Origin of the sequence: Citrobacter sp. Cpo032, assembly GCF_030332975.1 — a bacterium.
Classification (GTDB): domain Bacteria; phylum Pseudomonadota; class Gammaproteobacteria; order Enterobacterales; family Enterobacteriaceae; genus Citrobacter; species Citrobacter portucalensis.
Window position 1 is genome coordinate 124946 of record NZ_JAOWGU010000052.1, and the last position, 21499, is coordinate 146444.

Sequence of the window (21499 nt, forward strand, 5' to 3'; positions counted from 1 at the left end):
CCTGATGGCGCTGCGCTTATCAGGCCTACGAACTAAAACGTAGGGCGGGCAAGCGTAGCGCCCCCGCCATAATTTGCCGGATGCGGCGTTGCCTTATCCGGCCTACAGCACCATTAGCCAGCTATCAGCTTTTCAATGACCGGTGCATTCGCGGGCGGGAAATCCTGCGCATTCAGAGCATCTTGCGCAATCCACTGCGCCGGTTGCCCCTCTTTTCCCCACGGCTCGCCTTCCCAGCTTTCAACCAGCCAGAACCACAGAGTGATATGCCTGTCCGGAAACTGATACTCCAGCTTTTCGAACAATGAGCTTTGAGTCGGCGTGATCCCCACTTCTTCCTGTAGCTCGCGAATCAGCGCCTGCTCCGGCGTTTCGCCCGCTTCAATTTTCCCGCCGGGGAACTCCAGCTTATTGGCCATGTGGGCATCAGCCGCACGCTGGGTGATAAAAATTTCATGTTGCTGATTACGAATAATCCCGACGGCGATTTGCAGTATTTTCATCTTTATCGTCCATAAAAAAGGCGCAGAATTCTGCGCCTTTTCAGTAAGTTATTTTCTTAGCTCAGACGGCCGTGGCACTGTTTGTATTTTTTGCCAGAGCCGCAAGGACACGGATCGTTACGACCCACTTTACGATCGCCGGTTTGTGCTGCCAGCTCTTCTGCCGCAGCAGAATCGTCGCCTTTATGACTCAACTGCTGCATCTGCGCTAAGCGCTCAGCTTCTTCACGACGCTGCTGCTCCATGGCTTCGACTTCTTCAGGCATACGCACCTGAACTTTGCTCAGGGTGCTGATCACTTCATATTTCAGTGATTCCAGCATTGACGCAAACATAGAGAAGGATTCACGCTTGTATTCCTGCTTCGGATCTTTTTGCGCATATCCACGCAGGTGGATACCCTGGCGCAGATAGTCCATCGCAGCAAGGTGCTCTTTCCACAGAGAGTCGAGAGTTTGCAGCATCACACCTTTTTCGAAGTGACGCATCATCTCCGCGCCCACTACTTCTTCTTTACGCTGATAAACTTCGATGGCGTTTGCCAGGATACGTTCACGCAGCGTTTCTTCGTGCAGCTCAGGCTCTTTATCCAGCCACTCTGAAATCGGCATCTCAAGATCGAAGTCGTTTTTCAGACGTTCCTGCAGACCCGGGATATCCCACATTTCTTCCAGAGACTGCGGCGGAATATAGGCATCAATAGTTGCTTTGAAGACATCTTCACGGATGCTGTTGATGGTTTCGCTAACGTCAGTTACGTCCAGCAGTTCGTTACGCTGGGTGTAGATAGCACGACGCTGATCGTTGGCAACGTCATCATATTCCAGCAGCTGCTTACGAATATCGAAGTTGCGGCTTTCCACTTTACGCTGCGCGTTAGCAATTGCTTTGGTCACCCATGGGTGTTCAATGGCTTCGCCAGGCTTCATACCCAGTTTACGCATCATGCCTGACACGCGGTCAGAGGCAAAAATACGCATCAGCGCATCTTCCATCGACAGATAGAAACGGGAAGAGCCCGCATCACCCTGACGACCCGAACGACCACGCAGCTGGTTATCGATACGGCGAGATTCGTGACGCTCGGTACCGATAATATGCAAGCCACCGGCAGCTAATACCGCGTCATGGCGAACCTGCCAATCGGCTTTAATCTGCGCGATTTGTTCCGGAGTTGGGTTTTCCAGCTCGGCAACTTCCGCCTGCCAGCTACCGCCCAGTACGATATCGGTACCACGACCGGCCATGTTCGTCGCGATAGTCACGGCTGACGGGTAACCCGCCTGGGCGACGATTGCAGCTTCGTTGGCGTGGAACTTGGCGTTCAGAACATTGTGTTTGATACCCGCTTTGCTCAGCTCGTTAGACACTACTTCCGATTTTTCAATGGAGATAGTACCTACCAGTACCGGCTGGCCATTTGCAGTACGCTCTTTAATATCTTCAATGATCGCCTGAATTTTTTCCGCTTCGGTCATGTACACCAGATCCGGTAAATCCTTACGGATCATCGGACGGTTGGTCGGCACAACCACGGTATCCAGTTTGTAGATGGAGCTAAATTCAAACGCTTCAGTGTCGGCTGTACCGGTCATACCGGCCAGTTTTTCGTACAAACGGAAGTAGTTCTGGAAGGTAATAGATGCCAGCGTCTGGTTCTCGTTCTGGATCTCTACGCCTTCTTTAGCTTCAACAGCCTGGTGCAGACCATCGGACCAGCGACGCCCCTGCATGGTACGACCGGTGTGTTCATCGACGATGATAACTTCGCCGTCTTTCACGATGTAGTCTACGTCGCGGGTAAACAGCACGTGCGCACGCAGTGCGGCAGTCACGTGGTGCATCAGCATAATGTTGCCTGGAGAGTACAGTGACTCGCCCTCGTCCATAATGCCTTCGTTAACCAGCAGCTCTTCAATCAGCACCAGACCACGTTCGGTCAGGTTAACCTGGCGCGCTTTCTCATCAACTGAGAAGTGGCCTTCGCCCTGGAACGTGTCGGAATCTTCCTTCTCCTGACGGATCAGGTGCGGGATAATTTTATTCACTTTTTTGTACATTTCCGAGCTGTCTTCAGCCGGGCCGGAAATGATCAGTGGCGTACGCGCTTCATCGATCAGGATGGAGTCGACTTCATCGACCAGCGCATAGTGCAGTTTACGTTGAACACGCTCTTCCGGACTAAACGCCATGTTGTCACGCAGGTAGTCAAAGCCGTATTCGTTGTTGGTACCGTAAGTAATATCGGCGTTGTAGGCTTCACGCTTGGCTGGCGCAGGCAGGCCAGACATGTTGATACCAACGGTCATGCCGAGGAATTCAAACAGCGGGCGGTTATTTTCGGCATCACGCTGAGCCAGATAGTCGTTCACGGTAACCACGTGTACGCCCTTCCCGCTTAATGCGTTCAGGTAGGCTGGCAGCGTCGCGGTAAGGGTTTTACCTTCACCAGTACGCATTTCCGCGATGCAGCGATCGTTAAGTACCATACCGCCCAGCAGCTGAACGTCGAAGTGACGCATACCGAACACGCGTTTACTCGCTTCACGCACTACTGCGAACGCTTCCGGGATCAGGCTCTCAACGCTGGCACCTTTTTCCAGACGGGCGCGGAATTCAGCGGTCTTCGCTTTCAGTTCATCATCGGAGAGTTTTTCCATCTCCGGTTCCATCGCGTTGATGACATTGACCACTTTACGCATACGACGCAGCGTACGCTCGTTACGGCTACCGAATACTTTCGTTAATAATTTGATTAGCATAATAAAATCTCAAACGCCCCGCGGTGCGGAGTCAAAAATTATAAGTTGGAAGGTTCTTTTTTAGCTGAGGCGTTGAGGACCAGCGCGGATACCCTGCAGCTGGCTGATCCAGACCGGAACGCTAAACGCGGCCTGAGAGGTAAAGTGTGCGTATGTCACGCGACTTACTGTCGCGGGCGGAGTGCCTTCTTGCGTCAGCATCGCGCTGAGCGTATTCAGTAACGCAAGATGGTGCGCCTGGATTGGCAATGGTTCTTCGGCAACGGGCAACGCCTGAGGTGCCATGGCAAAAGAAAGATGGCGGATAACCGTACGAATGGCATGTTGATGCCAGTAATCGACGGTAAAATTTGGGCGGCGATTAGTCGCTTCCAGCAAAGCAAGCTGGCTAAAGTTAACTTTAGCGCCTTGATCGTGATTGCTGGCGGTCGCCTTCGCGGGGGTATTAGGTTCAGCAGCATTACCGAGCGCGGGCAGGCCAAAACTAGCCGCGACCATCCCCAACAGGAGATGCGGCCAGAAGTACCGTCTGCCTAACTGTCGCCAGCGCGTCAGTATTCCACTCACGTTATTGCCACCTGATATACCCTGCGTTTGGGGTTACAAATGCAAAACCATTTTTTGCGCACAAATCTTACCATTAATGCGTTCGCACCACAGCAGTAATGACAGCAAGTCGCGGGTAAATATGCTTAAGAAAGCAGCGATCGAACGATATTTTAATCTACCTGTGGGGAAAAAGTCGCTTCAGATAAGGTGGTTTGCACTCGGAAGATAAAAAAACGACTGGCTCACCTGGCCGGAGAGAGTGCCAGATTTACCAGTCGAATTTATGCGACAGCGTATGTCGTTATGCCAGTACGGTCGATGGTGCTTTGAACGCCAACGGCAGTTCTGCATCGTCCTGGAAGGTCACATATTCCCAAGCTTCCTGTTTTGCCAGGACCGCCTGTAACAGTTTGTTATTCAATGCATGACCGGATTTATACGCGGTAAATGCACCAATAATGTTGTGACCACACATGAACAAGTCACCGATCGCGTCGAGCATTTTGTGACGAACGAATTCATCTTCAAAACGCAGGCCGTCTTCGTTCAATACGCGATAATCGTCAACAACGATGGCACAATCGAAGCTGCCGCCCAGGCACAGGCCGCGGGACTGCAGATATTCGATATCACGCATGAAGCCGAAAGTACGCGCACGGCTGATCTGACGCATGAACGCATCCGCAGAGAAGTTCATCGCGTAGCGCTGCGTGCTGGAGTCGATCGCCGGATGGTTAAAGTCGATGGTGAAATCCAACGTAAAACCATTATACGGCTTAAACTCAGCCCACTTATCGCCATCTTCGACACGAACGGTCTCTTTGATGCGAACAAATTTTTTGGCGCTGCTCAGTTCTTCAATACCTGCATCAAGCAGCAGATAAACGAACGGAGCGGCACTGCCATCCATGATCGGGATTTCCGGTGCGTTAACTTCAATAACGATGTTATCGATACCTAAACCCGCCAGAGCAGCATTAAGGTGCTCTACGGTTGAAATCCGTACATCATGCTCATTGACCAGACACGTACAGAGCATGGTATCACGCACAGATTTGGCATCGGCCGGGAAATCTACCGGAGGATTCAAGTCGGTGCGACGATAGATGACCCCGGTGTTGGCCGGCGCAGGGCGTAATGTCAGGGTGACTTTTTTGCCGGTATGCAAACCGACGCCAGTCGCCTGAACGATACGTTTAAGAGTCCTTTGTTTGATCATCGTATAATCTCGCCAAATTACCTATCCAACCGAAGTGTACTATACATTCGGTGGGCCAGTTTAGCACAAAGAGCCACAATTCCCAAATTCCAGCTAATTCTTAATCAGCTTGCTTACGCAGGAATGCTGGGATATCCAGATAATCCGGCTCTTTGGTGGTTTGCGGCGTATTGTCGTTAACCACTTTCGCTACCGGTTTCTGCTCTTGCGTCAACGGCGCCATGCCGTGCTGCTGGTAACGATCCATTACCGGCTGCTGTACCTGCTTGTTGGTCACCAGAGTGATTTCAGGACGTTTGTCCATACCAATTCCAGTTGCAACAACGGTGACGCGCAGTTCGTCGTTCATATCCGGGTCCAGGGAGGTACCGATAACCACGGTCGCATTATCCGATGCAAAGGCACGAATCGTGTTACCGACGGTTTCGAACTCATCCAGACGCAGGTCGAAGCCCGCAGTAATGTTGACCAGCACGCCGCGCGCACCAGACAGATCGATGTCTTCCAGCAGCGGAGAAGAGATAGCCATTTCAGCCGCTTCTTCTGCACGGTCTTCACCGCTTGCCACGCCTGAACCCATCATCGCGTAGCCCATTTCGGACATCACGGTGCGCACGTCTGCAAAGTCGACGTTCATCAGGCCCGGACGAGTAATCAGTTCAGCGATACCCTGGACTGCGCCTTTCAGCACGTCGTTCGCTGCGCCAAACGCATCCAGCAGGGAGATACCGCGACCCAACACTTTCAGTAGCTTGTCATTCGGAATAGTGATCAGAGAGTCCACATGTTTGGACAGCTCGGTGATACCCTGCTCCGCGAATGCCATACGCTTCTTACCTTCAAAGTTGAAAGGCTTAGTCACGACAGCAACGGTCAGAATACCTAAATCTTTTGCTACTTCAGCAACCACTGGCGCTGCACCGGTACCGGTACCGCCGCCCATGCCAGCTGCGATAAACACCATGTCTGCGCCGTCAAGCGCTGCACGCAGAGCTTCACGATCTTCGTCTGCCGCATTACGGCCTACTTCCGGGTTTGCACCCGCGCCCAGACCTTTGGTGATGCCGCTACCAATCTGAATGGTCTGTCCAACCGCCGTTTTACGCAACGCCTGAGCGTCGGTATTCACCGCGAAGAATTCAACACCTTCGATGCGCTCGCGCACCATGTGTTCAACGGCATTACCGCCGCCGCCGCCGACGCCGATGACTTTAATCACCGCGTCATTGGTAAGTTCCATAGGTTCAAACATAGTTTCTCTCTCCGTTGTGCCTGTCGCCTGAGACCGTTAATGTGCGTTGGTCTCTTTAAAAATTAAAACTCTTTTCGCAGCCAGCTATTGAGTCGTTTGATCCACGAGCCAACTGATGCCGTAACGCGTTTTTCAACTTCAGCCTCACCACTCAAATGGGATTCTTTCCCGTAGTGAAGCAGCCCCACTGCCGTTGAATAATACGGCTCCTGGGCATAATCCGTCAGACCAGTGATATTCAGCGGTGCGCCAATACGTACTTGCGTATGGAACACGCGCTGTGCGCAGGCCGCAAGACCTTCAATTTGCGCAGCGCCACCGGTTAACACAATCCCCGCCGCCAGATGATGTTTCACACCCTGCTGGCGAAGCTGTTCTTGTAATTGCAAAATTTCTTCGTTGACCAGGTTGAGCAGCTCGGTATAACGCGGCTCAATGACCTCTGCCAGGGTCTGACGTTGCAGGCTACGCGGTGGACGACCACCTACGCTTGGCACTTCAACGCTTTCGTCTTTACCCACGATGGAGCCCAGCGCGCAACCATGGCGCACTTTGATGGCTTCAGCATCGCTTGGCGGCGTACCAAAGGCATACGCGATATCGCTGGTCACTACATTCCCTGCATAAGGGATAACTTTAGTGTGGCGCAACGCCCCGCCAGTATAAACGGCGATGTCCATTGTACCACCACCAATATCCACCACGCAGACACCCAGCTCACGTTCATCTTCCGTCAACACGGAATAACTGGCTGCCAACCCGGCAAAAATCAGTTGGTCAACTTTCAGACCACAACGTTCAACGGCTTTGACAATGTTCTTCGCCATGTCGTTGTGGCAGGTAATAAGATGGACTTTTGCCTGCATACGCACGCCGGAAAGACCAACCGGATTTTTAATGCCTTCCTGGTAGTCGATGGCGTATTCCTGCGGAATAACGTGCAGAACACGATGTTCATCGCGAACGCGTACGGATTTTGCCGTATGTACCACGTTTTCCACATCTTCCTGCGTCACTTCCTCTTCGGAAATGGGCACCATACCAATTTCATTTTGACAGCTAATATGTTTACCGGAAAGTGCCAGATACACCGAGGAAATCTGGCAATCTGCCATCAGTTCAGCCTGGTCAATGGCGCGCTGTACGCACTTCACCACTGACTCAAGGTCATTCACCCCGCCTTTATCCATACCTCGCGATGGGCAACTGCCCACGCCAATGATATTGACCATACCGTCGGGCAGAACTTCCCCTACTAAAGCGGCTACCTTCGCGGTGCCAATCTCCAGTCCAACTACCAGTTTTCTGTCCGTCGCCTTGATCATTGTTGTTCTGCCTGTGCCTGATTCTGTTGCTGATTAGATTCCTCAGGAGGCAAGGGAACCCAGCCTACTGCCGCTCCTGAGTCATAACGCAAATCAACGTAGCTAATCCGTTTGCCATCGGTTTGCGCCTGCTGCTGTAAAACCGGGTAGAGTTCCACAAAGCGAGCCAAACGTTTTATCGTATCGCCCCTGCCCAGATTCAGCTTAATATCGTTATTCAGCGTCAACTGCCAGGAACGACGAGCGGTCATCGCCGCTTCCTTCAGGGTGAATCTATCCTTAGCCAGCACCTGCCCCATATCGCGGAACCCTTGCAACACTTCACTTGCGCTGCCTTCCGGCCCATACAACATGGGTAATACCTGCTTATTGGCCCGACCGGTTGGAACACTGAACGTATTTCCTTCAGCATCCACCATATGTTGGTCATTCCAACGCGCAATGGGCACATATTCAACCAGATGAATCTTCAATTCATCGGGCCATTGCTTTCTGACGCTCGCCTGTTTAATCCAGGGGAGGCGTTCAATTTGACTCTGAATGATGTTCACATCCTGAGTCATAAAGGTTCCCGGAGCGCCCAGCGCCAAAATGGACTGACGAATATCGTCATTGCGCGTGTAATGTCGTTCGCCGGTTAACACCAGTTTCGATAAAGGCAAACGTTGCGCATCTTCCATCCATCCCAACACTACCCAGCCGCTGACAAACACGGTGCACAGCACTGTCAGCAGGAACAATATTCCTGCAAGACGCGTTCCATTATTGCGGCGTGAGGAGTTTACTTCTTCTTCATCACCGTTTCGCGTGTTCAGCGCAGCCTGCGACATATCAGTCCGCCAACTCCAGAATTCTTACCACCAACTGCGAGAAGCTCAGGCCCGCCTGACGCGCCGCCATCGGCACCAGACTGTGGCTGGTCATACCCGGAGAGGTATTCGCTTCCAGCAGATAAAACTGGCCATCGCTGTCCAGCATGACGTCAATGCGACCCCAACCTTTACAGCCCAATGTGGTCCACGCTTTCAGGACTAATTCCTGTAAACGGGCCTCTTGTTCGACTTCCAGACCGGCAGGGCAGAAATATTGTGTCTCATCAGAGAGATACTTCGCCTCATAATCATAGAAGGTTCCCGCGGGTTGGATACGTATTGACGGTAAAATTTCTTCACCAAGTATCGCAACTGTAAATTCCGGGCCACTGAGCCATTTTTCGATCAGTACTTCTTCATCATGCTGAAAAGCCAATGCTAATGCACCATGCAAAGCATTTTCTTCTTCAACTTTTGACATCCCTACGCTTGAGCCTTCACGGCTTGGCTTCACAATCAGCGGCAAACCTAGCGCAGAAATCTCCGTAACCACCTCATCACTAAGGCCTTTTTCGAACTCAGCGCGGGTCAATGCGACCCAAGGCGCGACCGGTAAACCAGCCCCCTGCCACAACAGTTTGCTGCGCAGTTTGTCCATCGAAATCGCAGAAGCCATGACGCCACTACCGGTGTACGGCAGACCAACCAGCTCCAGCATGCCCTGCAACGTGCCATCTTCACCACCACGACCGTGCAGCGCAATAAACACCTTTTGAAAACCCATCGATTTCAAAAGCGTGACATCAACCTCTTTTGGGTCAATTGGATGAGCATCCACACCACCTTCGCGTAACCCTGCCAGTACGGCCGCGCCGGAATTCAGCGAAACGTCACGCTCTGCGGAGGTTCCCCCTAACAGGACCGCGATTTTATCAGCCATGTTGTTCTTCCTCCGGGTTTTGCGGCTTCAGTTTGATTTCAGCTAAGGAACGCGCGATTTTGCCGATATTTCCAGCGCCCTGCACCAAAATCAGATCGTTGCCGGTTAATACCGGCGCCAGCATATCTGCCACCTGAGCCGGATCGGATACCAGAATCGGATCGATCTTACCGCGACCACGGATCGTACGGCACAGAGAGCGGCTGTCGGCTCCTGGAATCGCGGCTTCACCCGCGGCGTACACATCCAGCATCAACAGTGCATCGACCTGAGTCAGCACGTTGGCAAAGTCGTCATACAGATCGCGAGTACGCGTAAAGCGGTGCGGCTGGAACAGCATCACCAAATTTTTGTCCGGCCAGCCCGCGCGTGCAGCTTTAATCGTCGCATCCACTTCCGTAGGGTGATGACCATAATCATCCACCAGCATCGCCGTCCCGGCTTTACCGTTTACCGGCTCAAGCGGGAATTCGCCAAGGAAGTCAAAACGTCGTCCGGTGCCCTGGAAACTTTCCAGCGCGCGCAGAATTGCGTCGTCTTCAATGCCTTCTTCTGTTGCAACTGCTACCGCCGCCGCCGCGTTCAGCGCATTGTGACGGCCCGGTGCGTTCAACGTCACGCGTAAATCGGCCATCCCCTGACGCAGCAGCGTGAAGTGCCCTTGTGGACCAATCTGCTGGTAATCTTCGACGCGCACATCAGCATCATCGCTGAAACCATAGGTTGTGGTTTGACGACCAACTCGCGGCAACAACTCGCGGATCACCGGATCGTCAACGCACATCACCGCACGACCATAAAACGGCAAGTTATGCAGGAAATTAATAAACGTCTGCTTTAAATTTTCGAAGTCGCCATGGTAGGTATCCATATGATCGGCTTCGATATTGGTAACAATCGCCACCATCGGCTGCAAATGCAGGAACGACGCATCGCTCTCATCCGCCTCCGCAATTAAATAACGGCTATGACCCAGACGCGCATGGACGCCTGCGGCCTTCACCAGACCGCCGTTGACAAACGTCGGATCCAGCCCCGCTTCCGCGTAGATACTGGAGACCATCGCTGTGGTCGTGGTTTTACCGTGCGTCCCGGCAATGGCGATACCGTGACGAAAACGCATTAACTCCGCCAGCATTTCAGCACGACGGATCACCGGAATGCGCGCTTCATGCGCCGCAACAATTTCCGGGTTATCCGCAGAAATGGCGCTGGATACCACCACCACGCTCGCATCGCGCACGTTTTCCGGGCGATGGTTGAAGAAAATCGTGGCGCCCAGATTCGTCAATTGCTGCGTCACCGGGTTCGGCGCTAAGTCAGAACCGCTGATCTGATAACCTTCGTTGGCCAAAACTTCGGCAATACCGCCCATACCAGCACCACCGATGCCGACAAAGTGAATGTGCCGAACGCGACGCATTTCGGGCACGATGGAACGCAGTTTTGCCAGTTGTTGTGTATTCATTCTTTAGCCATTAACTTCTTAGTTCATGCGATGCAAAAGGCATCACCACAATTACGCCCGGGCAGCCCGGCTCACTTCATTAGCAACACGCTCTGTAGCATCCGGAATGGAAGCGGCGCGCGCACGTTCTGCCATGGTTAATAAAGTTTCTCGCGACCACCCGGAAAGGGTGTTAGCGACGGCATCCACAGTAAACTGCGGCTGCTCAAGAATTTTGGCGGCGCCCGCTTTCTCCAGCGGCAGCGCATTCCAGTACTGCTGTCGGTCTTTATGCTGAAAAGGCACAAACAGCGCAGGCAAACCTGCGGCGGCAATTTCGCTTACCGTCAGCGCACCGGAGCGACAAACTACGACATCTGCCCACGCGTAGGCGGCTGCCATATCATCAATAAACTCAGTGACCTTGTGCTGCGGTTGTCCCGCGTCGGCATACGCCTGTTCAACGGTTTGCTGCGCGCCTTTGCCACTCTGATGCCAGATAGTCACCGCGTCACCAAGCTTTGCGGCAACCTGCGGCATCGTCTGGTTCAATACGCGTGCGCCCTGAGATCCCCCGACGACCAGCACGCGAACCGGGCCTTCACGCCCCGTCAGACGCGCTTCTGGCAACGGCAGCGCCAGAACGTCGGTGCGTACCGGGTTCCCCACCACTTCCGCATTCGGGAAAGCGCCAGGAAAAGCCTGCATCACCTTCGTTGCAATCTTCGCCAGCCACTTGTTGGTTAATCCCGCAATGCCGTTCTGCTCATGCAGGACAACCGGGATGCCTAATGACCAGGCAGCCAGACCGCCAGGGCCGGACACATAGCCGCCCATCCCCAGCACCACATCAGGCTTAAACTGCTTCATAATGGCGCGCGCCTGACGCCAGGCATTAAAAATACGCACGGGGGCGGCAAGCAGCGCGTTGACACCTTTGCCACGCAAACCGGAGATGCGAATAAAGTCAATTTCGATGCCATGCTTCGGCACTAAGTCCGCTTCCATACGATCGGCGGTGCCCAGCCAACGAACCTGCCAGCCCTGGGCCATTAAATGGTGCGCGACCGCCAGCCCCGGGAACACATGCCCGCCGGTACCGCCTGCCATCACCATTAACCGCTTCGGTTGACCACTCATCGTGCACCTCGTGTAAACGCCTGGGCTTTTTCCAGACGCGTTTCATAATCAATACGTAACAAAAACATGATGGCCGTCGACATAATCAACAAACTGGAACCACCATAACTGATCAGCGGTAACGTCAGACCTTTGGTTGGCAGCATGCCTGCTGCCGCGCCGACGTTTACCAGCGCCTGGAAGCTAAACCAAATCCCGATGGAGCAGGCTAAAAAGCCTGAAAAACGGTGGTCAATTTCCAGCGCTTTGCGGCCAATCGACATCGCGCGAAAAGCGACGAAGAATACCATTAAAAGTGCCAATACCACACCGATATAACCCAGCTCTTCCCCAATGATGGCGAAGATGAAGTCGGTGTGCGCTTCCGGTAAATACTCCAGTTTTTGCACTGAATTACCTAACCCCTGACCCCAAACCTCACCGCGACCAAAAGCCATCAGCGATTGCGTTAACTGATAGCCGCTGCCAAACGGATCTTCCCATGGGTTCCAGAAGGAGGTTACGCGGCGAATACGATACGGTTCGGCAAGGATCAGCAGCACCACCGCCGAAATCCCCATGCCGATAATGGCAATGAACTGCCACAGTTTCGCGCCAGCGAGAAACAGCATCGCCAGCGTCGTGACAAACAGCACCACCACCGTACCAAGGTCAGGCTGCGCCAGCAGTAAGACTGCCAGCACCAGAATCACACCCATCGGTTTTAAGAAGCCGCGCAGGTTATTACGCACTTCATCGACTTTACGCACCAGGTAGTTAGCGAGATAACAGAACAGCGACAGCTTGGTGAATTCCGCAGGCTGAATACGCAGTGGACCCAGCGCGATCCAGCGCGATGCCCCGTTAACTGAGCTCCCCACCACCAGCACGATCAACAACATGATGATCGAGGCGATCAGCATCGTCGTGCTGTACTTTTGCCAGAACTCCATCGGCAGACGCAGCGTCACCATCGCCAGACAGAACGCGAGGAAGATATACAGCGCGTCACGCTTAGCAAACAGGAAAGGATCGCCTGCCAGGCGTTGCCCTACGGGCATCGATGCCGATGTCACCATCACAAAACCGATCGCTGCCAGACCAAAAGTCAGCCACAGCAGCATGCGGTCATACATGATCAGGCTGTCCGCGTCTTTATCACGCGAAGCCATCACCCAGCCTTTAAGTGCCGCGAAGATCCACGCCAGGACACCCAGTCCCGGTACGCGCGGCATTTTCAGACGAGGGAGAGAGAATCGCATCAACCCAACTCCTTCGCTAAACGGGTAAAGACGTCACCGCGTTGCTCAAAGTTCTTGAACTGGTCAAGGCTGGCGCAGGCTGGCGACAGCAGCACCATATCGCCCGACTTCACACGCGGTGCGAGCAGACGCATTGCCTGCTCCATGGTTTCAGTGTGTTCCGCAACCTCAGGACGCAGAGCGGCAAGCTGCGCGCCATCGCGACCAAAGCAGTACAGACGAATGTTGTCGCCAGTCAGGTAGCGTTGCAGCGGCATAAAGTCGGCGGATTTCCCATCGCCGCCCAGCAGCAGGTGCAACGTACCGTCAACGTGCAGACCATTCAGCGCCGCTTCGGTGCTGCCAACGTTGGTGGCTTTTGAATCGTTGATCCAACGCACACCGTTATGATTCAGTACCAACTGGAAACGATGCGCCAGACCGGTAAAGGTAGTCAGCGCTTTCAGGCTGGATGCCCGCGGCAGACCCGCAGCATCCGCCAGCGCCAGCGCCGCCAGGGCGTTGGTATAGTTATGCTGGCCGGTAAGCGTCATCTCTTTCACGTTCAGGACTTTTTCGCCCTTCACCCGCAGCCAGGTTTCACCCTGCTGACGATTGAGATGATAGTCACCCATGTTGATGCCAAAGCTCACGCAGCGCTCATCCGCCCCGCGAATCGGCATGGTCAGCGCATCATCGGCATTAACCACACACACTTTCGCATTCTCATAGACGCGCAGTTTGGCTGCACGGTACTGCTGCAAGCCAAATGGATACCTGTCCATATGATCTTCAGTGACGTTCAAAATGGTGGCGGCTACGGCCTGTAAGCTGGAGGTTGTCTCCAGCTGGAAGCTCGACAGCTCCAGTACATACAGCTCACGTTCGTCATCCAGCAACATCAGCGCGGGCAGGCCGATATTTCCGCCAACACCCACGTTCACACCAGCCGCTTTCGCCATTTCTCCCACCAACGTGGTGACGGTGCTTTTCCCGTTGGAACCGGTGATCGCGACGATCGGCGCCTGCGCTTCACGACAGAACAGCTCGATGTCACCGACAATTTCGATCCCTGCATCAGCAGCGGCGCTCAGCGAAGGATGCGCCAGGGCAATACCAGGGCTGGCGACGATAAGATCGGCGGCCAGCAGCCAATCATCATTCAGGCTGCCAACATGACGCTCAACCGCTTCCGACAATTTATCCAGGCCAGGTGGCGTTGCGCGGGTATCCATCACACGCGGCGTCACGCCGCGCGCCAGAAAGAAATCCACGCAGGACAGCCCGGTCAGTCCCAGACCGATAATGACGACTTTTTTACCCTGGTAATCAGCCATGATTAACGTACCTTCAGCGTTGCCAGGCCAATCAGCACCAGCATCAGCGAAATAATCCAGAAGCGCACAATTACGCGCGGTTCCGGCCAGCCTTTCAGTTCATAGTGATGGTGAATCGGCGCCATACGGAAGATGCGCTGTCCGCGCAGCTTAAAGGAACCAACCTGCAGAATGACCGACAGCGTTTCCACAACAAATACGCCGCCCATAATTACCAGCAGGAATTCCTGACGCAGCAGCACGGCAATAATGCCCAGCGCGCCGCCCAACGCCAGCGAACCGACGTCTCCCATAAAGACCTGCGCCGGATAGGTGTTAAACCACAGGAAGCCTAACCCCGCACCAACAATCGCCGTACAGACGATCACCAGTTCGCCAGCATGGCGTAAATAGGGAATGTGCAGATAGTTGGCAAAGTTCATGTTACCGGTCGCCCACGCCACCAGCGCAAAACCTGCGGCCACGAACACGGTCGGCATAATCGCCAGACCATCCAGGCCATCGGTGAGGTTTACCGCGTTGCCAGTGCCCACAATCACGAAGTACGCCAGCAGCACGTAGAACAGCCCCAATTGCGGCATGACATCTTTAAAGAACGGCACCACCAACTCGGTAGCCGGGGTGTCTTTACCGGCGAGGTACAGCGCAAAGGCTACACCCAGCGCAATCACCGACATCCAGAAGTACTTCCAGCGGGCAATCAACCCCTTGGTATCTTTGCGCACCACTTTGCGGTAGTCATCGACAAAACCGATAATGCCGTAGCCAATCAATACCACCAGCACGCACCATACGTACGGGTTCGACGGATATGCCCACAACAGAACGGAGATAACAATCGCGGTGAGGATCATGATCCCGCCCATGGTTGGCGTACCGCGTTTACTGAAGTGCGATTCAGGACCGTCGTTACGTACAACCTGTCCAAAGGACATTTTTTGCAAGCGGGCAATCATGCGCGGGCCCATCCACAAAGAGATGAACAGCGCGGTCAGCAGGCTGACGATGGCGCGAAACGTCAGATAGGAAAAGACGTTAAAGCCGGAATAATATTTGACCAAATGTTCGGCCAGCCAAACTAACATGTCCCATTCTCCTGTAATGCGCGTACTACCTCTTCCATGGCGGCACTACGTGAACCCTTCACTAAAATCGTCATGACCTGATGTTCTGCAATCAATGCTTTAAGATGCGCGGCCAGCGCGCTTTTATCCGCAAAATGTTCGCCAACGCCACTGGCGTCGCTAATTGCCTGACTCAGTTTTCCTGTACTCAGTACACGATCGATACCTGCTGCTTTCGCAGCAACACCTACCTGTACATGGCATGCTTCACTTTCTGCGCCAAGCTCTGCCATATCGCCAACGACCAGTACGCGATAGCCCGGCATTTCAGACAGCACCTGCACCGCTGCGGTCATCGAACCGACGTTCGCGTTATAGGAGTCGTCAAGCAGCAGCTGATTTTCTGCGAGTTGAATCGGGAACAGACGTCCTGGTACCGCTTGCAGATCCTTCAAACCCGCTTTGATCGCCTCGTGCGTCGCGCCTACCGCCATAGAAAGCGCAGCCGCCGCCAGGGCGTTGGCTATGTTGTGGCGACCAGGCAACGGCAGCAGGACATCAATGCTTCCGGCCGGCGTTTGCAGAGAAAATTCCGTGCCATGCGAGGTCACATGAACGTTGGTCGCAGAAAAGTCGCTGTTGGCCGCATTCGGGGAGAAGCGCCAGACTTTGCGATCGCCGATGATGCTTTGCCAGTTCAACCAGTCGTTGTTGTCGGCATTCATAATGGCGATACCATTCGCAGACAGGCCGGTAAAAATCTCACCTTTTGCCTTCGCAACGCCCGCCAGAGAGCCGAAACCTTCCAGGTGCGCGGCGGCCAGATTGTTCACCAGCGCCGCTTCCGGACGCGTCAGGCCGACGGTCCAGGCGATTTCGCCCTGATGGTTGGCGCCAAGCTCAATCACGGCATAGTCGTAATCGTTGTTTAAGCGCAGCAGCGTCATCGGTACGCCGATGTCGTTATTCAGATTGCCCGCGGTATATAGGGTGTTACCACACTGGCTCAGAATGGCAGCCGTCATCTCTTTGACGGACGTTTTACCGGATGAGCCGGTCAGCGCGACAACGCGCGCCGGAACCTGAGCGCGAACCCACGCCGCCAGTTCACCAAACGCCAAACGCGTATCTTTAACAATCAGCTGCGGCAGGTTGGTGTCCAACGGGCGGCTGACCAGCAGCGCACCCGCCCCGCTCTCTTGCGCTTTGTCTGCAAAATCATGGGCATCAAAGCGTTCGCCTTTCAGCGCCACAAACAGGCAGCCCGGCGTCACTTTACGCGTATCGGTTGTTACGGCATCAAGGGTCAGATCGGCCCCTTTCAGTTCGCCACGGAGGATCTCCGCCAGTTGGCTGAGCGTTACGCTAATCATGCGATAACCCCCAGCAGACGCGCTGCGGTCACGCGGTCAGAATAGTCGAGACGCTGCGAGCCGACGATCTGGTAATCTTCGTGACCTTTCCCGGCCACCAGCACCACGTCGTTTTCTTTCGCCTGCATAATGGCGTTTGTCACGGCTTCTGCGCGCCCTTCCATCACCTTCGCCTGTCCGGCATCCAGCATACCCGCCAGAATGTCGTTAATAATGGCGCGCGGCTCTTCGGTACGCGGGTTGTCATCAGTCACCACGACAACATCTGCAAACTGCTCGGCGATTGCGCCCATCAACGGACGTTTGCCTTTATCGCGATCGCCACCGCAGCCAAAGACGCACCACAGTTTGCCAGTACAGTGCAGACGTGCCGCCTGCAGCGCTTTTTCCAGCGCATCTGGCGTATGAGCGTAATCAACCACCACGGTGGTTTTACCCGGCGCGCTGAACACTTCCATACGTCCGCAAACCGGCTGCAATTGTGTCGCCGTTTTCAGTAAATCAGCTAACGGATAGCCCAGTGCCAACAGCGTTGCCAGCGCCAGCAGAAGATTGCTGACGTTAAACGCCCCCATCAGGCGGCTTTCAATTTCGCCGTCGCCCCATGAGGAGGTAAAACGAATCGTTGCCCCGCTGTCGTGATACTTCACGTCAACCGCTTTTAACCAACGACCATGACAGTTCGGGTTGATGTGGTCTTCCATCGAAACGGCAACCGCATCCGGGAGTTTCGCCAGCCAGCGACGACCGACCTCATCATCCGCATTGACGATGGCCTGGCCGCAATGGTGCGTGGAATACAGCAGCCATTTCGCGGCTTCGTAATGTTCCATGTCGCCGTGGTAGTCGAGATGGTCGCGGCTTAAGTTAGTAAATACTGATGCCGCAAACTTCAGCGCCGCGACGCGATGCTGAACCAGGCCGTGTGAAGAGACTTCCATCGCGCCAACCGTTGCGCCCTGCGCAGCCAGCCCCGCCAGCACATGCTGGACATCAACGGCTGAACCGGTGGTATTTTCCGTTGGGATCACTTTGCCCAGCAGGCCATTGCCTACTGTTCCCATTACCGCGCTGGTTTCGCCAAGCAATTGGCTCCACTGGGCCAGCAATTGGGTGGTGGTGGTTTTACCGTTAGTCCCGGTTACGCCGACCAGACGCATTTTCTCAGAAGGCTCGTGGTAAAAACGGCCCGCCAGTGCAGATAAACGTTCGTTAAGCTGACTGAGATAGATGACCGGAACGCCATGCATTTCACGGATTTCACCATCAGTAGCTTCATCTTTTGCTTCTGCAATAATGGCAGCCACACCTTGCGCTATCGCCTGCGGGATATACCGACGCCCGTCCGCCTGATGACCCAATACTGCGACAAAGAGATCGCCTGATGCAGCCACACGGCTGTCAAGCGTCATCTCCCGCAGTGCTCGCTCCGGTGCACCCGGCACCCATGGAGCAAGAAGGTCGCGCAAATTACGATCTGCCACCTGTTGCCTCGCCTTGATTATTCACAAATTCATTTTTATCGCCCGTTGTCAGCGCATCCGGCTCGATGTTCATGGTGCGCAGTACGCCGCCCATGATGGCACCAAAGACCGGCGCGGAAACGGCGCCACCGTAGTATTTACCCGCCTGCGGATCGTTGATAACAACAACCAGCGCGAAGCGCGGCTGACTCGCAGGCGCAACGCCTGCGGTATAAGCAATGTATTTGTTGATGTAACGGCCATCCGGCCCTACTTTTTTCGCTGTACCGGTTTTAATAGCGATGCGATAGCCTTTAATCGCCGCCTTCACGCCGCCGCCGCCCGGCAGCGCCACGCTTTCCATCATATGCACGACGGTACGCACGGTATCTTCCGGGAAGATACGCTCACCCGGAACAGGAGGGTCAACTTTGGTAATCGACAGTGGACGATAAACGCCGTAGCTGCCGATCGTTGCATAGACTCGCGCTAACTGTAACGGCGTTACCATTAGCCCGTAGCCGAAAGAGAAGGTGGCCCTCTCTATGTCAGACCACCGTTGTTTTTGAGGATATAAGCCACTGCGTTCTCCGACCAACCCCAAATTGGTCGCTTTTCCCAGCCCAAAACGTGAGTAAGTATCTACTAACGCTGAGGACGGCATCGCTAACGCCAGCTTGGAAACACCGACGTTACTCGACTTCTGCAAAACCCCGGTGAGGGTTAATTCGCTATAACGCGCCACGTCTTTGATTTCGTGACCATTAATTCGGTAAGGGATAGTGTTGAGGACTGTATTTTCGCGTACCACGCCACGCTGCAGCGCGGTCATCACCACCATCGGTTTAACGGTAGAACCCGGTTCAAACACGTCGGTGATGGTACGGTTACGCATCGCGTCTTTTGGCGTACCGGTGAGATTGTTCGGGTTGTAGGACGGACTGTTGGCCATCGCCAGCACTTCACCGGTGTTTACATCCACCAGTACCGCACTGCCTGACTCCGCCTTGTTGAACGCCACGGCGTTATTCAGTTCACGGTAGACCAGTGCCTGTAAACGCTCATCAATGCTCAACGCGAGGTTATGCGCCGCCTGGCTGTCGGTAGAGGAGATATCTTCAATGACGCGGCCATAACGGTCTTTACGTACAATACGTTCGCCCGGTTGTCCGGTGAGCCACTTGTCGAAGCTCTTCTCAACGCCTTCAATCCCCTGGCTGTCGACGTTAGTAAAGCCGATGAGGTGAGCAGTCACTTCTCCGGAAGGATAGTAACGGCGGGATTCTTCGCGCAGGTGGATACCTGGCAGCTTCAGTTTTTTGATGTAGTCGGCCATGTCAGGGTTAACCTGACGCGCCAGATAGATGAAGCGCCCTTTCGGGTTGGCGTTAATGCGGGAAGCCAGCTGGTCGAGCGGGAGATTCAGCGCGGTTGACAGCGCTCTCCAGCGTTCGCCAACGCTCACGCCGCCTGCATCATGTACTTCTTTCGGGTCGGCCCATATAGCTTTAACCGGAACGCTCACCGCCAGCGGACGACCGGAACGGTCGGTAATCATCCCGCGCGATGTGGAGACTTCCTGGACGCGCAGGGAACGCATGTCACCCTGACGCACCAGCATATCCGGCGCAATGATTTGCAGCCAGGCAACGCGCCCCAGCAGGAAACCCAATGCCAGCAAAATACAGCCGCACAGTAACGCAAAACGCCAACTGACAAAGTTGGCTTGTTCTTCCTGGCGTTTTGGTTTGTGCGTTTTTGCCGCTGCTTTCATGCGTCGCGTTTATCCTTATTTTTGTACTACGATATTTTCTTGTGAGGGATCGACATGCTGCATTTGCAGCTTTTCCGTTGCGATCCGTTCAACACGGCTATGGTCGCCGAGCGCGTTCTCCTCAAGGATCAAGTTGCGCCATTCGATATCCAGCGCATCTCGCTCCAGAACCAGCTGCTCACGCTGCGCAGTCAGTAACCGCGTATGGTGTGCTGTTGTCACGACGGTAACCGCCGTCAAAATAATGCAAATGAACAGGCAGAGTGGCAGCTTCCCATACCGCAAAAGATCGTCACCGATCACGCCAGGCAAGGCATGGCGCTCGTTGCTTCCTATCGATCCTTTAACTTTGCTGAGGGCTTCTGTCACTCTGCTGATCATGCGTTCGTCCTCTCTGCAATACGCAGAACTGAACTACGGGCACGAGGATTCTCAGCTACCTCTTCTTCACCCGGCATCATCTTGCCTAGTGCTCTTAACTCACGGCCGCCCAGCTTTTTGATCTGCGCTTCGGTCATCGGTATTCCAGCCGGTACCTGAGGACCACGGCTTTGTTCACGCATAAAGCGTTTCACAATGCGGTCTTCAAGCGAATGGAAACTGATGATCGAAAGGCGACCACCTGGAGCCAGCACGCTGAGCGAGCTTTTTAGCGCCTGCTCTATCTCCTCCAGTTCACTGTTCACCCAAATGCGCACCGCCTGGAAGGTACGGGTCGCGGGATGTTTGAATTTGTCCTTCACCGGCATTGCCGCTGCAATAACTTCCGCCAGCTCTTTGGTGCGGGTCATCGGTTCGATGCGGTTGCGCTCCACGATGGCGCGCGCAATGCGTTTGCCGAAGCGCTCTTCGCCAAAGGTTTTAATCACCCAGGCAATGTCTGCTTCATCAGCGGTTTGCAGCCATTCGGCCGCTGACTGACCGCGTGTTGGGTCCATACGCATGTCTAACGGACCGTCACGCATAAACGAGAAACCGCGCTCTGCGTCATCGAGCTGCGGTGAAGAAACGCCGAGATCGAGAAGAATCCCGTCGATCTTACCGGTCAGTCCACGCTCGGCGACATAGTCAGCCAGCGCAGAGAAAGGTCCGTGTACGATGGAGAAACGGGGATCGGTAATCGTTTTTGCAACGGAAATAGCCTGCGGATCGCGATCGATTGCCAGTAAACGTCCCTCTTCGCCAAGCTGGGAGAGGATCAGACGTGAGTGACCGCCGCGACCAAATGTCCCGTCAATGTAGATGCCGTCTGGACGAATATTCAGGCCGTTTACGGCTTCATCCAGCAACACCGTTGTATGTTTATAATTTTCCGTCAT

At 54.3% G+C, this 21499-nt stretch carries 18 protein-coding genes; all 18 read right to left on the minus strand.

What is annotated here, in order from left to right:
• Window positions 1–113: 113 nt before the first annotated feature.
• The gene (gene mutT, locus OGY33_RS22650) at window positions 114–503 is read right to left on the minus strand and encodes an 8-oxo-dGTP diphosphatase MutT (protein WP_008786200.1); all 390 of its coding nucleotides are present in this window, start codon (window positions 501–503) and stop codon (window positions 114–116) included.
• Between the two features lie 56 nt (window positions 504–559).
• Window positions 560–3265, minus strand: coding sequence for a preprotein translocase subunit SecA (secA, locus tag OGY33_RS22655; RefSeq protein WP_008786199.1), 2706 nt, complete (start codon window positions 3263–3265; stop codon window positions 560–562).
• Window positions 3266–3325: 60 nt separating this feature from the next.
• On the minus strand, window positions 3326–3832 hold the full coding sequence (secM, locus tag OGY33_RS22660; protein ID WP_003829520.1) for a secA translation cis-regulator SecM: 507 nt from the start codon (window positions 3830–3832) through the stop codon (window positions 3326–3328).
• Between the two features lie 283 nt (window positions 3833–4115).
• Window positions 4116–5033 carry a UDP-3-O-acyl-N-acetylglucosamine deacetylase gene (gene lpxC / locus OGY33_RS22665; protein WP_006686706.1) on the minus strand — a complete coding sequence of 306 codons (918 nt, stop codon included), beginning with the start codon at window positions 5031–5033 and terminating at the stop codon, window positions 4116–4118.
• A 100-nt stretch (window positions 5034–5133) separates the two neighbouring features.
• Window positions 5134–6285 (minus strand): cell division protein FtsZ, encoded by a 1152-nt coding sequence (gene ftsZ, locus OGY33_RS22670; protein ID WP_003018753.1) that lies wholly within the window; start codon window positions 6283–6285, stop codon window positions 5134–5136.
• A gap of 62 nt (window positions 6286–6347) precedes the next feature.
• Window positions 6348–7610 (minus strand): cell division protein FtsA, encoded by a 1263-nt coding sequence (gene ftsA, locus OGY33_RS22675; protein ID WP_003018755.1) that lies wholly within the window; start codon window positions 7608–7610, stop codon window positions 6348–6350.
• Window positions 7607–8440, minus strand: a complete 834-nt coding sequence (gene ftsQ / locus OGY33_RS22680) for a cell division protein FtsQ (RefSeq protein WP_003018758.1) — start codon at window positions 8438–8440, stop codon at window positions 7607–7609. The genes ftsA and ftsQ overlap by 4 nt, the downstream gene beginning before the upstream one ends.
• A gap of 1 nt (window position 8441) precedes the next feature.
• Window positions 8442–9362, minus strand: coding sequence for a D-alanine--D-alanine ligase (locus OGY33_RS22685; protein ID WP_048214939.1), 921 nt, complete (start codon window positions 9360–9362; stop codon window positions 8442–8444).
• Window positions 9355–10830, minus strand: coding sequence for a UDP-N-acetylmuramate--L-alanine ligase (murC, locus tag OGY33_RS22690; protein ID WP_003018763.1), 1476 nt, complete (start codon window positions 10828–10830; stop codon window positions 9355–9357). The genes OGY33_RS22685 and murC overlap by 8 nt, the downstream gene beginning before the upstream one ends.
• A gap of 51 nt (window positions 10831–10881) precedes the next feature.
• Window positions 10882–11949: an undecaprenyldiphospho-muramoylpentapeptide beta-N-acetylglucosaminyltransferase gene (murG, locus tag OGY33_RS22695; RefSeq protein WP_048214940.1), complete on the minus strand. Its 1068-nt coding sequence runs from the start codon at window positions 11947–11949 to the stop codon at window positions 10882–10884.
• Window positions 11946–13190 (minus strand): cell division protein FtsW, encoded by a 1245-nt coding sequence (gene ftsW, locus OGY33_RS22700; RefSeq protein WP_003829529.1) that lies wholly within the window; start codon window positions 13188–13190, stop codon window positions 11946–11948. Before ftsW ends, murG begins: the two co-directional genes overlap by 4 nt.
• Window positions 13190–14506: a UDP-N-acetylmuramoyl-L-alanine--D-glutamate ligase gene (gene murD / locus OGY33_RS22705; RefSeq protein WP_103014389.1), complete on the minus strand. Its 1317-nt coding sequence runs from the start codon at window positions 14504–14506 to the stop codon at window positions 13190–13192. The genes ftsW and murD overlap by 1 nt, the downstream gene beginning before the upstream one ends.
• Window positions 14507–14508: 2 nt before the next feature.
• Window positions 14509–15591 (minus strand): phospho-N-acetylmuramoyl-pentapeptide-transferase, encoded by a 1083-nt coding sequence (mraY, locus tag OGY33_RS22710; protein ID WP_003018774.1) that lies wholly within the window; start codon window positions 15589–15591, stop codon window positions 14509–14511.
• Entirely contained in the window at window positions 15585–16943 is a 1359-nt protein-coding gene (gene murF / locus OGY33_RS22715) for a UDP-N-acetylmuramoyl-tripeptide--D-alanyl-D-alanine ligase (RefSeq protein WP_103014390.1), read from the minus strand. The genes mraY and murF overlap by 7 nt, the downstream gene beginning before the upstream one ends.
• Window positions 16940–18427, minus strand: a complete 1488-nt coding sequence (gene murE / locus OGY33_RS22720; RefSeq protein WP_008786196.1) for a UDP-N-acetylmuramoyl-L-alanyl-D-glutamate--2,6-diaminopimelate ligase — start codon at window positions 18425–18427, stop codon at window positions 16940–16942. Before murE ends, murF begins: the two co-directional genes overlap by 4 nt.
• Window positions 18414–20180, minus strand: a complete 1767-nt coding sequence (gene ftsI, locus OGY33_RS22725; RefSeq protein ID WP_103014391.1) for a peptidoglycan glycosyltransferase FtsI — start codon at window positions 20178–20180, stop codon at window positions 18414–18416. The genes murE and ftsI overlap by 14 nt, the downstream gene beginning before the upstream one ends.
• Window positions 20181–20195: 15 nt before the next feature.
• The gene (gene ftsL / locus OGY33_RS22730; RefSeq protein ID WP_006686695.1) at window positions 20196–20561 is read right to left on the minus strand and encodes a cell division protein FtsL; all 366 of its coding nucleotides are present in this window, start codon (window positions 20559–20561) and stop codon (window positions 20196–20198) included.
• Window positions 20558–21499, minus strand: a complete 942-nt coding sequence (gene rsmH, locus OGY33_RS22735; protein ID WP_191238860.1) for a 16S rRNA (cytosine(1402)-N(4))-methyltransferase RsmH — start codon at window positions 21497–21499, stop codon at window positions 20558–20560. Before rsmH ends, ftsL begins: the two co-directional genes overlap by 4 nt.

Excerpts from the sequence above, each read along its gene's own strand:
- mutT (WP_008786200.1), bottom strand. The coding sequence starts at position 503 with ATGAAAATACTGCAAATCGCCGTCGGGATTATTCGTAATCAGCAACAT.
- ftsL (WP_006686695.1), bottom strand. The coding sequence starts at position 20,561 with ATGATCAGCAGAGTGACAGAAGCCCTCAGCAAAGTTAAAGGATCGATA.
- ftsI (WP_103014391.1), bottom strand. The coding sequence starts at position 20,180 with ATGAAAGCAGCGGCAAAAACGCACAAACCAAAACGCCAGGAAGAACAA.
- murF (WP_103014390.1), bottom strand. The coding sequence starts at position 16,943 with ATGATTAGCGTAACGCTCAGCCAACTGGCGGAGATCCTCCGTGGCGAA.
- OGY33_RS22685 (WP_048214939.1), bottom strand. The coding sequence starts at position 9,362 with ATGGCTGATAAAATCGCGGTCCTGTTAGGGGGAACCTCCGCAGAGCGT.
- rsmH (WP_191238860.1), bottom strand. The coding sequence starts at position 21,499 with ATGACGGAAAATTATAAACATACAACGGTGTTGCTGGATGAAGCCGTA.
- lpxC (WP_006686706.1), bottom strand. The coding sequence starts at position 5,033 with ATGATCAAACAAAGGACTCTTAAACGTATCGTTCAGGCGACTGGCGTC.
- murC (WP_003018763.1), bottom strand. The coding sequence starts at position 10,830 with ATGAATACACAACAACTGGCAAAACTGCGTTCCATCGTGCCCGAAATG.
- mraY (WP_003018774.1), bottom strand. The coding sequence starts at position 15,591 with ATGTTAGTTTGGCTGGCCGAACATTTGGTCAAATATTATTCCGGCTTT.
- ftsA (WP_003018755.1), bottom strand. The coding sequence starts at position 7,610 with ATGATCAAGGCGACGGACAGAAAACTGGTAGTTGGACTGGAGATTGGC.
- murD (WP_103014389.1), bottom strand. The coding sequence starts at position 14,506 with ATGGCTGATTACCAGGGTAAAAAAGTCGTCATTATCGGTCTGGGACTG.
- ftsQ (WP_003018758.1), bottom strand. The coding sequence starts at position 8,440 with ATGTCGCAGGCTGCGCTGAACACGCGAAACGGTGATGAAGAAGAAGTA.
- ftsZ (WP_003018753.1), bottom strand. The coding sequence starts at position 6,285 with ATGTTTGAACCTATGGAACTTACCAATGACGCGGTGATTAAAGTCATC.
- secA (WP_008786199.1), bottom strand. The coding sequence starts at position 3,265 with ATGCTAATCAAATTATTAACGAAAGTATTCGGTAGCCGTAACGAGCGT.
- murG (WP_048214940.1), bottom strand. The coding sequence starts at position 11,949 with ATGAGTGGTCAACCGAAGCGGTTAATGGTGATGGCAGGCGGTACCGGC.
- ftsW (WP_003829529.1), bottom strand. The coding sequence starts at position 13,190 with ATGCGATTCTCTCTCCCTCGTCTGAAAATGCCGCGCGTACCGGGACTG.